Here is a 14,290-nt window from a genome sequence, read left to right as displayed (position 1 = left end):
GAGGGACGTCGGGGATGAGTACCAAGGACTTCATCGAGAAGGACTACTACAAGGTCCTCGGCGTCCCCAAGGACGCCACCGAGGCCGAGATCAAGAAGGCGTACCGGAAGCTCGCTCGCGAGAACCACCCGGACGCCAACAAGAACAACGCCCGGGCCGAGGAGCGCTTCAAGGAGATCTCCGAGGCAAACGATGTCCTGGGCGACCCGAAGAAGCGCAAGGAATACGACGAGGCCCGCTCCCTCTTCGGCAACGGCGGATACCGGCCCGGCCCCGGGGCGGGCGGAGGTTCCTTCAACTTCGACCTCGGCGACCTGTTCGGCGGCGGTGCCCAGGGCGGCGGTGCCCAGGGCGGCGCGGGCGGCTTCGGCGGCGGCATCGGCGACGTCTTCGGCGGCCTGTTCAACCGGGGCGCCGGCGGGGCGCGGACGCAGCCCCGGCGGGGCCAGGACATCGAGTCGGAGGTCACTCTCAGCTTCACGGAGGCGATCGAGGGCGCGACGGTCCCGCTGCGGATGTCCTCCCAGCAACCCTGCAAGGCCTGCTCGGGCACCGGCGACAAGAACGGCACCCCCAGGGTGTGCCCGACCTGCGTCGGCACCGGTCAGGTGGCGCGGGGCTCGGGCGGCGGCTTCTCGCTCACCGACCCCTGCCAGGACTGCAAGGGTCGCGGCCTGATCGCCGAGGACCCCTGCGAGGTCTGCAAGGGCTCCGGGCGTGCCAAGTCCTCGCGGACGATGCAGGTCCGCATCCCGGCCGGCGTGTCGGACGGGCAGCGCATCCGGCTGCGCGGCAAGGGCGCCCCGGGCGAACGCGGCGGCCCGGCGGGCGATCTGTACGTGGTCGTCCACGCCAAGGACCACCCCGTCTTCGGCCGCCGAGGCGACAACCTCACCATCACCGTGCCGGTCACCTACGCCGAGGCCGCGCTCGGCGGCGAGGTCCGGGTCCCCACGCTGGGCGGACCACCGGTGACGCTCAAGCTGCCCGCCGGCACCCCCAACGGGCGTACCATGCGGGCCCGTGGGAAGGGGGCCGTCCGCAAGGACGGCACCCGGGGAGACCTGCTGGTCACCGTCGAGGTGAGTGTCCCGAAGGACCTGACGGGGAAGGCTCGTGAGGCGCTGGAGGCCTACCGCGAGGCCACCGCGGAGGCGGACCCGCGCGCGGAACTCTTCCAGGCCGCGAAGGGAGCTTGAGGCAGATGGACGGCCGTCGGCGCAACCCGTACGAACTGAACCAGGACACCCCGGTCTACGTCATCTCGGTGGCGGCCCAACTCTCCGGCCTGCACCCGCAGACCCTGCGCCAGTACGACCGCCTGGGCCTGGTCTCGCCGGACCGCACCGCCGGACGGGGGCGCCGCTACTCCGCCCGCGACATCGAACTGCTCCGCCAGGTCCAGCAGTTGTCGCAGGACGAGGGCATCAACCTGGCGGGCATCAAGCGCATCATCGAACTGGAGAACCAGGTCGCCGCGCTCCGGTCCCGGATCGTCGAGTTGCAGGACGCCTTGGACGGCGCCGCCACCGCCATGCGCCAGCGCGAGGCGGCGGTGCACGCCTCGTACCGGCGCGACCTGGTGCCGTACCAGGAGGTCCAGCAGTCCGGTGCCCTGGTGGTGTGGCGGCCGAAGCGGAAGCCGGGCTGAGGTCCGGTCGCGCCGTCGGGGCCCGGAGGTCGTACTCGTCGACCTCCGGGCCCCCGGTCGTCCCCGCAGCGGCGCCGGGAGACCCGGCGGCGGCCCTCTCCCACGCACCGGCGCCGACCCGACGGACGGCGGGAGCGAACCGGCGAACCGGCGCCGGGTGAGCGGGGCTCGCATGGTCGACGGCGGGCCCCGAGGAGCGTCCCGCGAATCCGGTCCGGCGCACGTGTCGATCGTCGTCCGCCGGGGAAGCCGTGTTGCGGAGGCGGTCCCGGCCGCGCATAGTTGCGCTGCGGAAGGGCCGGAACCGGGGGTGGAATGGGCAATGTCCGGGCACGGCGTGGCTGAGCATCCACACGGTGCCGACCGACTGTGCGAAGCGGCGGACCGGGTCTACACCCGAGCCGTGCGACACGGACGCGTGTCGCGCGACGACGCGCTGGACGTGCCCTGCCTCCTCGACCTCGCCCTCCTGCACCCCGATCCCGACGACATGGACTGGCTGGTGCCGACCTCGCCGCAGGAGGTCATGTCCCGCCTGCTGCGCGCGGTCCACGAGGAGGTCAGCGCCGGGCACCGACGCATGGGAGCGACCGTCGCCGCCTTCGAGTGGTACGCGGGGCTGGGCAGCCGGGTGCCGACCGTCCCGGCCGACGGCCAGGCGGCGATCCGGGTCCTGGAGGGGCTGGCCCGCATACAGACGGCCATGGACGAGGCCACCGAGGCCTGTGCCGCGGAGGTGCGGACGGTACAGCCGGGCGGCATCCGCCGCGAACCCGAGCTGTCCGAGGGGCTGCACCGGGCCATGACGCTGCGAGGCCGCGGCGTGCGCATGCGCGACCTCTACACCCATGTGGCACGGCACGGCCAAGGGCTGCTCAACTACCTGGAGCTGATGGGCGACGCCGTCGAGGCACGCACCCTGGACGAGGTCATCGACCGGCTCATCGTCTTCGACCGGAAGGTCGCCTTCATCCCCGCCAACGCGGACCGGACGATCGCGCTGGAGCTGAGGCACCCTGCCCTGGTCGAGTACCTGGTGACGGTCTTCGAGCGGCTCTGGTGGTTGGCGATCCCCCTGACCGCCCCGCTCCCCGACACCGGCATCGAGGGGATCTCGCACCGTGAACGCTCCATCGCGGCGCTGCTGGCCGAGGGCCACCAGGACGCCGTGATCGCGGAAAGGCTGGGCATCAGCGTGCGCACCTGCCGTGCCCACATCGCGCGCCTCTCGGAGACGTTGGGGGCGGCCAGCCGCACGCAGTTGGGCGTGCGCATCGCCCAAGTGGGGCTGGACGGCCCCGGAGGCGGCGCCGGCACGCCCCCCTTCTCCCCCGCCACGAGGCCGGTGGGCCCCGCGTGACGCCCCCGGGCGGAACCTGTCGGGTCGGGAACGGATTCCGGTGGGCCCCCGCCCGCGCCAGGCACCCGCGTCCCCCTGCGGGGCCCTAGCAGCCCGCCGTGTCGCCGGAGTCGCGCGAGCCGCGCTCCAGGATGCCCGACCTCGCGATGAGGAAGCCGAGTTGGGCACGACTTCCACTGCCCAGGGCCTGCGCGAGCCTGGCGATGTGGGCGCGACAGGTGCGCACGTTCATCCCCAACCGCCGGGCTATCGCCTCGTCCACGTGACCCTCTACCAGCAGCTTGGCGATCGAGTGCTGGATGTCGGGGATCCCGTCCGGAGCGGTCACGTAGGGCGTGCCGACCTTCAAGGGCACCGCCCGGGCCCACATGAACTCGAACACCTTGATCAGATAGCCGACCAGGCCGGGATGACGGAGTTCCAAGGCGATCTGCCGATCCTCCCGCGTGGGGATGAAGGCCACCGTCTCGTCGCAGATGATCAGACGCTCCACCAGTTCGTCGATCGTCCGCACCTCGACCTTCCCGTCGGCGATCTGCTCGACATAGGCCAGCGTCTGGGGGCTGTAGCGCGCCGTGTGCTGGTAGAGGGTTCGCAGGCGGACACCCCTCTCGATCAACGGCCGGTCCCGCTCCAGCCCCTTGAGCAGGTTGCTCTCCAGGCGTCGACCTCCCGGTTGCACGGCCAGCACCTCGGTGCGGGACTCGGAGGTGGCGATGTTGAGCGCGGCGTTGATCCGGTCCCTGCCCTCCAGCACGGAGATGGCATGAGTGCTCGACGGCGTCTGGGCGCCGGCGGCCATGAACGGCTCGAAGAGGTCGGCCAGTTGCACCGAGAGGCGCCGGCGCTCGGTGATCTCGCGTTCGAGGGGGTGCAGCCGCTGGGCCAACGCGACGGACGGAGGGACCGGACGCACCCAGTCGAGGTCGTCGGGATCGGGGTGAAGCAGGCCGAACTCCATCAGACAGGGAGCGACGTCGGCATCGGCCCGGGCGATGCGCCCCGCCCGCAGCGCACCCGTGTAGAGGCGGGCACCTTCGTCGCACAGGTCCGTCATGGCATGGGGATGTGTCGCTTTCACGTCTTCTGTCCCCAATTTTCCACCCCCCAGGGTCCTGAATATGCAGGAACATGATGCACCGATCGTGTGGCCATGACGTGCCCGAATGAGCCATCGTCTTAGCGACGGGGGAAGAGGAGACCATCGAGTGAGGACGAAGCCGACTATGAGTAAGAGAATGCTTCGCTCGGTATTTGCCGCTGCTCTTTCCGCCATTGTGGTGTTCGGGGCCGCGAGCGGCCTGGCAGGCAAGTCCAGCGATGTCCGAGCGGAAATCGAGTCCAGTGAGGTCGCCGTCGGCGGAAACCCCACCAACGACACGTCCTGGGACTGATGGCGTTGACCACTCCACCCGACGATCGCTCGTTCCGACGGGAGATGGCCACGGCCTACCGTTCGGGCTGGCACTTCATCGACCTGGTCACGGCCATCCCGTACAGCGGTGACCAGCTCGTGGTGACCGTGTTCGGCGAGCCGGTCGTCATCACCCGGGACGAGGACGGGGACGTGCGTGCCTACCGTTGCCTGCGTCGCCCCCGCGGGGCCCCCAAGCCCGTGCGGTGCGCCATACGGTACGGAATGATCTTCGTGAACCTGGATCAGCGGGATCACCGGCTCGCACCACCAGAGACCCCCGCCTCCACCTCCGTCCCAGCCACCCCCCGAAGTGCCTGACGCGATCCCCCCGTCGTAACAGATCGCCCGGGCACTCCCCCCAGCAGCGGCGTCACCGTGACCTGAACACGGTGACGCCGCTGCCAGTTTCTCCGGGGGGATTCGTCACGTGTTCGACCGATGCCGCCCGTGGCCGAAAATCGCCGCCGCGCTGCCGCGTCACGCCCCCGCGACACACCTCCCTCCGCCGATCACGCGACACCACCCCGGCGCGCTCCTTGAGTGGAGTAGACTCAACTTTGTGCACGCGACCCGACGCTGGTGCGCGAGGTGCTGGAGACCCGGCCGGAAGACCAGGAGGAGAAGCCGAACGTGGACGCCGAGCTGACCAACCGGAGCCGAGACGCGATCAACGCCGCGAGCAACCGCGCCGTGACCGAGGGACACCCCGACCTCACCCCCGCCCATCTGCTCCTGGCTCTGCTCCAGGGGCAGGACAACGAGAACATCACCGATCTCCTCGGCTCCGTCGAAGCCGACCTCGCCGCCGTGCGCTCCGGCACCGAGCGCATCCTGGCCGGCCTGCCCAGCGTGGCGGGCTCCACCGTCGCGCCGCCGCGACCCGACCGCGAGACGCTCGCCGTCGTCGCCGACGCCCAGGCCCGCGCGGCGGAACTGGGCGACGAGTACGTGTCCACCGAGCACCTGCTCATGGGCGTAGCCGCCAAGGGCGGCGCGGCCGGCGAGGTGCTCCGGAACCAGGGCGCCGGGGCCGACCGGCTGCGGGATGCCTTCCGGAAGGCCCGCGGCACCCGCCGCGTGACCACCGCCGACCCCGAGGGCCAGTACAAGGCGTTGGAGAAGTTCGGCACCGACTTCACCGCCGCCGCGCGGGAGGGGAAGCTCGACCCGGTCATCGGAAGGGACCAGGAGATCCGCCGGGTGGTGCAGGTGCTGAGCCGGCGCACGAAGAACAACCCCGTGCTGATCGGCGAACCCGGCGTGGGCAAGACCGCCGTCGTCGAGGGGCTCGCCCAGCGGATCGTCAAGGGCGACGTGCCCGAGTCCCTCCGGGACAAGCGACTGGTCGCCCTCGATCTCGGCGCCATGGTCGCCGGCGCGAAGTACCGGGGGGAGTTCGAGGAACGCCTCAAGACCGTACTCGCCGAGATCAAGGAGTCGGACGGGCAGATCATCACCTTCATCGACGAATTGCACACCGTGGTCGGGGCGGGAGCGGGCGGCGACTCCGCGATGGACGCGGGGAACATGCTCAAGCCGATGCTGGCCCGAGGCGAGCTGCGCATGGTCGGCGCCACCACCCTGGACGAGTACCGCGAGCGGATCGAGAAGGACCCCGCCCTGGAGCGGCGCTTCCAGCAGGTACTCGTCGCCGAACCGAGTGTCGAGGACTCCGTCGCCATCCTGCGCGGCCTGAAGGGGCGCTACGAGGCGCACCACAAGGTCCAGATCGCCGACAGCGCGTTGGTGGCCGCCGCGTCCCTCTCGGACCGCTACATCACCTCCCGCTTCCTGCCCGACAAGGCCATCGACCTGGTGGACGAGGCGGCCTCGCGGCTGCGGATGGAGATCGACTCCTCTCCCGTCGAGATCGACGAGCTGCAGCGCGCCGTCGACCGGCTGCGCATGGAGGAGCTGGCCCTGGACAAGGAGACCGACGCGGCCTCGCGGGAACGCCTGGACCGGCTCCGTCGCGACCTCGCCGACAAGGAGGAGGAGCTGCGCGGACTGACCGCCCGCTGGGAGAAGGAGAAGCAGTCCCTGAACCGGGTCGGCGAGCTCAAGGAGAAGCTCGACGAACTGCGCGGGCAGGCCGAGCGGGCACAGCGGGACGGAGATTTCGACACCGCCTCCAAGCTGCTCTACGGCGAGATCCCGGCCGTGGAACACGACCTGGAGGTCGCCTCCGCGGCGGAGGAGGAGGCCGCCCGGGACACCATGGTCAAGGAGGAGGTCGGCTCCGACGACATCGCCGACGTCGTCGCCTCCTGGACCGGTATCCCCGCCGGCCGCCTCATGGAAGGCGAGTCCCGGAAACTGCTGCGCATGGAGGACGAACTGGGCAGGCGGCTGATCGGGCAGGCGGAGGCGGTGCGGTCCGTCTCCGACGCCGTGCGTCGCTCCCGCGCCGGGATCGCCGACCCCGACCGGCCAACCGGCTCCTTCCTCCTCCTCGGCCCCACCGGCGTCGGCAAGACCGAGCTGGCCAAGGCGCTCGCGGACTTCCTCTTCGACGACGAGCGGGCCATGGTCCGCGTCGACATGTCCGAGTACGGCGAGAAGCACAGCGTGGCCCGCCTGGTCGGCGCCCCGCCCGGCTACGTCGGGTACGAGGAGGGCGGCCAGCTCACGGAGGCGGTCCGCCGACGGCCCTACAGCGTGGTGCTGCTCGACGAGGTCGAGAAGGCCCACCCCGAGGTCTTCGACATCCTGCTCCAGGTGCTGGACGACGGTCGGCTGACCGACGGGCAGGGTCGCACCGTCGACTTCCGCAACACCATTCTCGTCCTGACCTCGAACCTCGGCAGTCAGTTCCTCGTGGACCCGGCCCTCGGCGAGCAGGAGAAGCGGCAGCGGGTTCTGGAGGTGGTCCGTGCCTCGTTCAAGCCCGAGTTCCTCAACCGTCTCGACGACCTCGTGGTGTTCCACGCGCTCACCAAGGAGGAGCTGAGCCGGATCGCACGGCTCCAGATCGACCGGCTCTCCCGACGACTCGCCGAACGCCGGCTCTCCCTGGAGATCACCGACCGCGCGCTGGCCTGGCTCGCCGACGAGGGCGACGATCCGGCGTACGGCGCCCGGCCACTGCGCCGGCTCGTTCAGACCGCGATCGGCGACCGACTCGCCCGGGAGATCCTCGCCGGCGAGGTCAAGGACGGCGACACGGTCCGCGTGGACACCGGCCCGGACGGCCTGGTCGTCGAACCCGTCGGGGGCGCACCGACCGGCGACACCCCCGATTCCGACGCCCGACCGGCCCGGTAGGAGGAGGGCTCCGTGACCCTCCGGGGCGCCGCGACGCTCCGGAGGGTCGCGCACCGGACGCACCGCCGACCGAACCGCTTCGGCCAGGCAGGTTGCCGGGTGACGGCGAAGAGAGAGAGGGTGGGCGTACGTCTGGTCTCAGCGACGGCCGGACGCCAGACGACCGCAGGAGTGTCCCAGTATGTCCATCGACCCGTCCTCGATTCCCAACTTCGGGGGCAAGAAGCCCGAGCCGCAGCCCAAGGGACCGGCGGGCCCCGTCGTACCGGATCAGGACCTTGTGAAGCAGCTCCTGGACCAGATGGAGCTGAAGTACGTCGTCGACGAGGAAGGCGACCTCGCGGCCCCGTGGGAGCAGTTCCGTACGTACTTCATGTTCCGCGGCGAGGGCGAGCAGCGGATTTTCTCGGTGCGGACGTTCTACGACAGGCCGCACGGCATCGAGGAGAAGCCCCAGCTCCTGGAGTCCATCGACGACTGGAACCGCCGCACGCTGTGGCCCAAGCTCTACACCCACACCCACGACGACGGCACCGTGCGGCTGATCGGCGAAGCACAGATGCTGATCGGCATGGGGGTCAGCCTGGAACACTTCGTCTCCTCGACGGTCAGCTGGGTCCGGGCCGCGATCGAGTTCGACCGGTGGCTGGTCGGACAGCTCGGCCTGGAGCAGGACGTCAACGACGCGGAGAAGCCCGAGGAGGGCGAGTAGCCGCCAGGCCGCCCCGTCCCGACGCCGGACGACCGGGAGTCCGGTCGGAGACCGAACCCTCGTGGCTCGACCTCCGACCGGACTCCGTCGTCATGCCGCGTCAGTCGATGTTGGCGGTGATACAGACCCCGACGACGGCGGCGGCGAAAGCGCTCACGACCACGTAGGGACACGAGGCGACCACCACGTGGCCCTCCCGCAAGTAACCCTCGTCCGTCTCGACGAGAGGGCCGTGCCGACTGTCGGATATCGCCGCGCTGATCTGATTCGACATGATTCCCCTGATTTCGGTCTTTTCGGTCTGACACTGACAGGCTATGGCCCCGGGTCGGGGGTCCCTGTCCACTGCACATTCCTTTGTGTCGTCGACGCCGAATCCCCCGCCTGGGGGACGAACCACCCCTCTGCACTGCCTCGGTCCTGCCCGGGGGGCGACCGATGGCGTGCCGCCGCGGGGAGGGGCTTGCCCCCCCCTCGCGCCGACACGACCGGCCGAGCCTCGTTCCAGGGCGCCGGGCCTCGGCCGTCGCCGGTGGGGAGTACGCCGGAACCACCGAGGCGGGGCCGCGAGAAACCCGGGATCGGATCGGTCGCGGCCGGAGGGCGACCTGCCCGGAGATCGGGGCCGAGAATCCGGGCCCTCGGCCCGGTGGCCGTGGTCGTGGCCGGCATCGCGAAGGACTTCCGGGAACACCACGGACGGTGGGCGGAGCGGGCCCGGCGAGGCCGACCGACACGGGCGAGCGGCCTCGCGAACGAGCACGACGGGACACCGATCGCGACCGCCCGGCAGCGGGTCGCGGCGGAAGCCGCAGGATCGCCGGCCGGTCGTCGTACCCGTCATACCCGAGGACTACGCCGCGGACGAGTGCCGTGGAGTGACGCGGGCCAAGGGGCGCGCTCCGTAGCTTCTCCTCCGAAGCCCACCCGATGGACGGGCGGGCGGAGGGGGAAGCGACATGGCGCGGTATCCGGCTGCCCAGGAGCGGGGGCGGCGACGTGGCGGGCACCCGGGCAGGTGGTCTCGCGCCCTCCTCACCGTTCTCCTCGCCGCCTCCGTGGTGTTCCCGCTGTCGGCGGCGGCCCGCCCGACGATCCCCGCGCCCGCCCCGGCCGACCCGGACCCGGTGACGGCGCGAACCCTGGAGGAGGTCTACGCGGCCCATCGGGCCAACGCCGCCAAGGCCTCCCGTATGGCGGCCGAGCACGGCCATGGCCACCGCGCCGGTGTCGAGCGGGCATTGGCCGACCCGGCCCGGTCCTTGCTGGCCTTCGACGGGAGGGGCACCGGCCTGGTCACGGAAGTCCTCGGCGACCTCGCCCACGCCGACCGCGTCGCCGTCCTGGTCCCCGGCTCCGACACCGGGCTGGACACCTACGGCAGGTTCCGTGCCTCGGCCGTCGCGCTCCAACGGCAGTCTCGCGCGCAGGCGCCCGAGGGCTCGCGAACCGCCGTCGTGGCCTGGCTGGGCTACGAGACGCCCGGCACGGTGAGCGCCGCGGTGACCACCACCGACCGCGCCGAGGAAGCCGCCCCGCGCCTACGCGCCCTCGTCGGACTTCTGCGGACCCTCGCCGCCCCGGGCACCCCCATCACGCTCGTGTGCCACTCCTACGGCAGCGTCGTGTGCGGCCGCGCGGCGGCCGGCCTGGACGTGACGGACATCGCTCTGCTGGGCAGCCCCGGCACGGGCGCGGACACGTCCGCCGGGTTGGGAACGGACGCCCGTCTATGGGCCGCGCGCGGCACCCACGACTGGGTGGGTCGCATACCCCACGTCAGCGCCGACCTGTTCGGTACGACCGTCGGCTTCGGAACCGATCCGATCTCCCCGGAGTTCGGCGCCCGGGTCTTCGACGCCGGCCGCGCCACCCACAGTGACTACTTCGCCCCCGATTCCCCATCCCTGACGAACCTCACCCGAATCGTCCTGGGTGTGGGCGTGAAGGCGGGAGACGCGTGAGAGACGCCCAAGGCGCCCCCGCGCCCGCACTCGCCTCTCGCGCGCGGCACGGCTTCCCCGGGGGCACATCCGGCGATGCCCGAACGGCGCCGCTCCCCCCGGCCCACCGGGACCCGGCCGTCCACGCCCTGCGCGCCGGCGCGATCCTCGGCGTCGTCCTGGGCCACTGGTGGGTGACGGCGCTGGTCGCAAACGGCACCTCGCTGCGCGTCGCGAGTCCACTGCGGCACCTGCCATGGCTGACCCCGGCCTCCTGGGTCCTCCAAACTCTCGCCGTCTTCTTCCTGGTGGGCGGGCACGTCGCCACCCGCGGCCATGCCGCCGCCCGCGCCCGTGGCGTCTCGTACGGTCAGTGGCTCTCGACCCGCCTGTCCCGGCTGTTCGGCCCGGTCGTGCCCCTGATGGCTCTGTGGACGGTCGTGTCGGTGGCGCTGATCCCGGCCGGCGCGGATCTCGACACGGTGCGCACTCTGCTCGAACTGGCCCTGTCGCCGCTGTGGTTCCTGCTGGTGTTCGCGGCGCTGACGGCCGCCACCCCACTGCTGACTCGACTGCACCCACTCTGGCCCCTGGCCGTCGTCCTCCACGTCGACCTGCTGCGCTTCGGCCTGTGCGGACCCTCCTGGCTGGGGTGGGTCAATCTGGGCGCGGGCTGGCTGGTGCCCTTCACCCTCGGCGCCGCGTGGACCCGCGGCGAGATCGAGGGTCGCCGTCCCGGCGCCGTCCTGCTCCTCGGCGGCACGGTCACCACGGTGGTGTTGGTCGCGGGGGCCGGCTATCCGGCGTCCATGGTCGGCGTTCCCGGCGCGCCGGTCTCCAATCTCTCCCCACCCACGCTGGCCGCCGTCACCTTCGGCCTGGCCCAGTGCGGCCTCGCCCTTCTGTCGCGCGGACCGCTCCGCCGCGCGATGCGCGTGCGACGCGTGCGGACGCCCGTGACGCTGGCCAACGGCTCCGCCATGACGATCTTCCTCTGGCACCAGACGGCGCTGATGGCGACCACCGCCACCGGTCTCCTCGCGGGCCACCTGCCCGGCCTGCACACCCTCCCCGACAACCCCGCCTGGGTCGCGACCCGGTCGGCCTGGCTGCCCGTGTTCGCCCTCGCGCTGGCATGTTGCCAAGTGGCCTTCCACGGCGTCGAGAGAGGCACCGGACGGCGAGTCCCGCACCGGGCGAGGTGCCGGCGCACGCGGGACGACGACCTGTGGGCTCCGTCGAGCCGTCCAGAGCCTAGGGTGAAGGGGTGAGGATCAGGGGGAGCGCTTCGCCACACCGGCTGGGCATGTCGCGGAGCGACCTGTGGTGGTGGCGCGCGGACCCCCTGCCGCCGTCCGTCTGGCTTCGTTGGGTGCCGCACGGCCTCGTCTGTATGGCCGCGATCGGCGTGCTGGCGGGCGATAGCGCCCAGTTACGGGAGAACGGCGGGCTGCCGGCCGAGTCGGCCTTCCTGATCGGGCTCGGTCAGGCCGGTGCGATGGTGCTCGCGCTGTGGTTCCCGGTTCCGGCCTGGTGGATCTCGACGGCGGCCACGGTGCTGACGGCGTCGGCCGTGCGCGCCGCGATGGAACCCCACCCCGACGGCCAGGCCTTCACGTGGCCGTGGACCGCGGCCGGGATCATCGCCCATCTGGTCGTCCTGCTGCTCCTCGCGCTCCGGGTGCCCACCCGCGTGGCGGGGGAGGCCGTGGCCTTCAGCACGCTGATCACCTACGCGCTCCAGGGTCTGTGGGGCGGGCCGTCCCACCAGTCCACCGGCGTGGTGGCCGTCGCGCTGTTCGGCGTCGTCACCCTGCTCGGAACCGCCCTGCGCGGACGCCGAGAGGCTCGGGCCAAGTTGAAGGAGCAGACGTCGCTCACCGCCGAGGAGCGTGCCCGCCGCACGCTGCTGGAGGAGCGGGGCCGCATCGCCCGCGAGTTGCACGACGTGGTCGCGCACCACATGTCGGTGATTTCCATTCAGGCACAGGTGGCACCGCATCTCGTCCCGCACCCGACCGACGAACTGAAGGAGAACCTCGCCGGCATCCGAGGGAACGCCCTGGAGGCACTGACCGAGCTCCGGCGTGTGCTGGGCGTCCTGCGCTCGGATCGCCCGGAGAGCGGCGAGCCGCTCGACGAGTCGGGCACCGCCGGCGCCGCTCTCGTCCCGCACAGCCCGCAGCCGTCCTTGGAGCGGCTGGACTCCCTGGTGGACAACACCCGTTCCGCCGGCCTGACCGTGACCACCGAGATCAGCGGGGCGCGCCGTTCCCTGCCGCCGGGGGTGGAACTCTCGGCGTATCGGATCGTGCAGGAAGCGCTGAGCAACGTCCTGCGGCATGCCCCGGGCGCCCGTACCCGGGTCCGCCTCACCCATCTGCCGACCGGTCTGCGGCTGGAGGTCGTCAACTCCCCACCGGAGCGGACCCCCGCGCCGTCCCGGGGAGCGGGCCACGGGCTGCTCGGGATGCGCGAGAGGGTGGCGATGCTCGGGGGCACTCTGGCGGCGCACTCCCTGCCCGACGGCGGCTACCGAGTGACGGCGTTCCTGCCCGCGGACGGCACGGGCCCGCCCCCGCCGGACGACACGAACATCCGCTACTGCCCCGAGAAGGAGTCCGGTTGACTAACACCACCCCGGGAGCCATCCGAGTAGTCATCGCCGACGACCAACAGATGGTCCGGCAGGGCTTCACCGTGCTGCTGGACGCCCAGCCCGACATCGAGGTGGCCGGCCAGGCGGTGGACGGCCACGACGCCGTCGCCAAGGTCGAGACACTCCGGCCGGACGTGGTCCTGATGGACGTCCGCATGCCCGGGATGGGCGGCATCGAGGCGACCCGCCACATCGTCGGTTCCGATCCCGCGATCAGGGTGCTGATGCTGACCACCTTCGATCTCGACGAGTACGTGTACGAGGCACTGCACGCCGGCGCGTCCGGCTTCCTTCTGAAGGACGCGTCCGCCGAGCAACTCGCCGAAGCGGTGCGGGTGGTGGCGTCGGGAGACGCCCTGCTGGCCCCGGCGGTGACCCGCCGCCTGATCACGGAGTTCTCCCGGCTGAAGGATCGCCCACGCGCCCCGTCGAAGGAGCGCGTCGGTGACCTGACCGAACGGGAGACCGAGGTGCTCACCCTGATCGCGCAAGGGCTGACCAACGCGGAGATCGCCGACAGGCTGTTCGTCGTGGAGCAGACGGTGAAGACACACGTGGGTCGAATTCTGGTGAAGCTGGGCCTTCGGGACCGCACCCAGGCCGCCGTGTTCGCCTACGAGTCGGGGCTGGTGCGCCCCTCCGGATACTGAGCGCGCCCCCGGGGCCCATCCGACCGGCCCGCCCCGGCACTCCGCCCGAAGGCGACCCGCCCCCGCGGGCCGGCGCCGGAGGTGGGCCGGCACAGTCGAGCCGTCCTCCTCGGCCAAGGCCGGCAGCCCGCTTTCCCTAGGGGGCCCTTCTGATCGCCTCGGGCTCACCGGTGCCGAGTTCGCACCAGACGCACTTGCCTCGGTTCCCGAAGCGGGAGAGCGGCTGCCACCCCCATCCGTCGGCACAGGCCCGGACCATGGCAAGCCCCCGCCCACCTTCCAAGAGCGCCGGGTTCCGGGGCTCAGGCATCGCTTCGGGAGGTTGGGGATCACCGTCCCACGCCCCGATCCTGAGCACCCCACCGGCCCATCGCACCCGCAGCGCGGCAGGCCCTTGGGTGTGCCGAACCGCGTTCGTGATCAGTTCGGTGGCGAGCAGCTCCGCGACGTCGGCGCGGAGCGTCATCCCGTGCACGGTGAGAATGAGACGAAGGGTGCGGCGGCCGACGGTGACGGCGCGAGGGTCGTTCGGGACGTACAGGGAGTACTCCCAGGGCTGGACTTCGGGCATGCGTAGGCTCCGTTCGGTGGCGTGAGGAGAGTTCACGACGGGCGGGCGGGGCCGCCGCCAGGT

At 71.6% G+C, this 14,290-nt stretch carries 14 protein-coding genes; 11 read left to right on the top strand and 3 right to left on the bottom strand.

The window, feature by feature from the left end; genetic code table 11:
* The first annotated feature begins 14 nt into the window (after positions 1-14).
* The 3 genes from dnaJ (at position 15) to JEK78_RS09795 (ending at position 3,011) form a co-directional block, all read left to right on the top strand.
* The gene (gene dnaJ, locus JEK78_RS09805; protein ID WP_200263702.1) at positions 15-1,199 is read left to right on the top strand and encodes a molecular chaperone DnaJ; all 1,185 of its coding nucleotides are present in this window, start codon (positions 15-17) and stop codon (positions 1,197-1,199) included.
* 5 nt (positions 1,200-1,204) lie between these two features.
* Positions 1,205-1,651 carry a helix-turn-helix domain-containing protein gene (locus JEK78_RS09800; RefSeq protein ID WP_200263701.1) on the top strand — a complete coding sequence of 149 codons (447 nt, stop codon included), beginning with the start codon at positions 1,205-1,207 and terminating at the stop codon, positions 1,649-1,651.
* A gap of 322 nt (positions 1,652-1,973) precedes the next feature.
* Positions 1,974-3,011, top strand: a complete 1,038-nt coding sequence (locus tag JEK78_RS09795; protein ID WP_200263700.1) for a helix-turn-helix transcriptional regulator — start codon at positions 1,974-1,976, stop codon at positions 3,009-3,011.
* Positions 3,012-3,096: 85 nt separating this feature from the next.
* On the opposite strand, the gene JEK78_RS09790 is transcribed toward JEK78_RS09795, so the two are convergent.
* Positions 3,097-4,068 (bottom strand): helix-turn-helix transcriptional regulator, encoded by a 972-nt coding sequence (locus JEK78_RS09790; RefSeq protein ID WP_200263699.1) that lies wholly within the window; start codon positions 4,066-4,068, stop codon positions 3,097-3,099.
* A gap of 169 nt (positions 4,069-4,237) precedes the next feature.
* Between JEK78_RS09790 and JEK78_RS09785 the strand changes: the two genes are divergently transcribed.
* From JEK78_RS09785 to JEK78_RS09770, 4 genes are all read left to right on the top strand, one after another.
* Positions 4,238-4,405: a hypothetical protein gene (locus tag JEK78_RS09785; RefSeq protein ID WP_200263698.1), complete on the top strand. Its 168-nt coding sequence runs from the start codon at positions 4,238-4,240 to the stop codon at positions 4,403-4,405.
* 5 nt (positions 4,406-4,410) lie between these two features.
* Positions 4,411-4,746, top strand: coding sequence for a hypothetical protein (locus tag JEK78_RS09780; protein WP_200264080.1), 336 nt, complete (start codon positions 4,411-4,413; stop codon positions 4,744-4,746).
* 312 nt (positions 4,747-5,058) lie between these two features.
* The gene (gene clpB / locus JEK78_RS09775) at positions 5,059-7,692 is read left to right on the top strand and encodes an ATP-dependent chaperone ClpB (protein ID WP_200264079.1); all 2,634 of its coding nucleotides are present in this window, start codon (positions 5,059-5,061) and stop codon (positions 7,690-7,692) included.
* A gap of 181 nt (positions 7,693-7,873) precedes the next feature.
* Positions 7,874-8,404: a YbjN domain-containing protein gene (locus JEK78_RS09770; RefSeq protein ID WP_200263697.1), complete on the top strand. Its 531-nt coding sequence runs from the start codon at positions 7,874-7,876 to the stop codon at positions 8,402-8,404.
* Between the two features lie 100 nt (positions 8,405-8,504).
* Here the strand turns inward: JEK78_RS09770 and JEK78_RS09765 are convergent, their stop codons facing one another.
* The gene (locus JEK78_RS09765) at positions 8,505-8,678 is read right to left on the bottom strand and encodes a hypothetical protein (RefSeq protein WP_200263696.1); all 174 of its coding nucleotides are present in this window, start codon (positions 8,676-8,678) and stop codon (positions 8,505-8,507) included.
* Positions 8,679-9,363: 685 nt separating this feature from the next.
* Between JEK78_RS09765 and JEK78_RS09760 the strand changes: the two genes are divergently transcribed.
* Genes JEK78_RS09760 through JEK78_RS09745 form a run of 4 tightly spaced genes read left to right on the top strand, consistent with a single transcriptional unit; the run spans position 9,364 to position 13,656 of the window.
* A complete protein-coding gene (locus JEK78_RS09760; protein ID WP_200263695.1) occupies positions 9,364-10,368 on the top strand; it encodes an alpha/beta hydrolase in 1,005 nt (334 codons plus the stop codon).
* Positions 10,365-11,618: an acyltransferase gene (locus JEK78_RS09755; protein ID WP_242483327.1), complete on the top strand. Its 1,254-nt coding sequence runs from the start codon at positions 10,365-10,367 to the stop codon at positions 11,616-11,618. Before JEK78_RS09760 ends, JEK78_RS09755 begins: the two co-directional genes overlap by 4 nt.
* A 35-nt stretch (positions 11,619-11,653) precedes the next feature.
* The gene (locus JEK78_RS09750; protein ID WP_200263694.1) at positions 11,654-12,976 is read left to right on the top strand and encodes a sensor histidine kinase; all 1,323 of its coding nucleotides are present in this window, start codon (positions 11,654-11,656) and stop codon (positions 12,974-12,976) included.
* Positions 12,973-13,656: a response regulator transcription factor gene (locus JEK78_RS09745; protein ID WP_200263693.1), complete on the top strand. Its 684-nt coding sequence runs from the start codon at positions 12,973-12,975 to the stop codon at positions 13,654-13,656. The genes JEK78_RS09750 and JEK78_RS09745 overlap by 4 nt, the downstream gene beginning before the upstream one ends.
* A gap of 136 nt (positions 13,657-13,792) precedes the next feature.
* Here the strand turns inward: JEK78_RS09745 and JEK78_RS09740 are convergent, their stop codons facing one another.
* Positions 13,793-14,227, bottom strand: coding sequence for an ATP-binding protein (locus tag JEK78_RS09740; protein ID WP_200263692.1), 435 nt, complete (start codon positions 14,225-14,227; stop codon positions 13,793-13,795).
* Positions 14,228-14,290 lie beyond the last annotated feature (63 nt).

The organism is Streptomyces sp. HSG2 (assembly GCF_016598575.1).
In the GTDB taxonomy this organism is placed as follows: domain Bacteria; phylum Actinomycetota; class Actinomycetes; order Streptomycetales; family Streptomycetaceae; genus Streptomyces.
Note: the sequence above shows the minus strand (reverse complement) of the source record. Positions and strands in the feature narration are given on the sequence as shown.

What these genes read in the sequence shown, in the direction of transcription:
- JEK78_RS09770 (WP_200263697.1), top strand. Translation starts at nt 7,874, where the DNA reads ATGTCCATCGACCCGTCCTCGATTCCCAACTTCGGGGGCAAGAAGCCC.
- dnaJ (WP_200263702.1), top strand. Translation starts at nt 15, where the DNA reads ATGAGTACCAAGGACTTCATCGAGAAGGACTACTACAAGGTCCTCGGC.
- JEK78_RS09750 (WP_200263694.1), top strand. Translation starts at nt 11,654, where the DNA reads ATGTCGCGGAGCGACCTGTGGTGGTGGCGCGCGGACCCCCTGCCGCCG.
- JEK78_RS09800 (WP_200263701.1), top strand. Translation starts at nt 1,205, where the DNA reads ATGGACGGCCGTCGGCGCAACCCGTACGAACTGAACCAGGACACCCCG.
- JEK78_RS09760 (WP_200263695.1), top strand. Translation starts at nt 9,364, where the DNA reads ATGGCGCGGTATCCGGCTGCCCAGGAGCGGGGGCGGCGACGTGGCGGG.
- JEK78_RS09765 (WP_200263696.1), bottom strand. Translation starts at nt 8,678, where the DNA reads ATGTCGAATCAGATCAGCGCGGCGATATCCGACAGTCGGCACGGCCCT.
- JEK78_RS09790 (WP_200263699.1), bottom strand. Translation starts at nt 4,068, where the DNA reads ATGACGGACCTGTGCGACGAAGGTGCCCGCCTCTACACGGGTGCGCTG.
- JEK78_RS09740 (WP_200263692.1), bottom strand. Translation starts at nt 14,227, where the DNA reads ATGCCCGAAGTCCAGCCCTGGGAGTACTCCCTGTACGTCCCGAACGAC.
- JEK78_RS09785 (WP_200263698.1), top strand. Translation starts at nt 4,238, where the DNA reads ATGAGTAAGAGAATGCTTCGCTCGGTATTTGCCGCTGCTCTTTCCGCC.
- JEK78_RS09795 (WP_200263700.1), top strand. Translation starts at nt 1,974, where the DNA reads ATGTCCGGGCACGGCGTGGCTGAGCATCCACACGGTGCCGACCGACTG.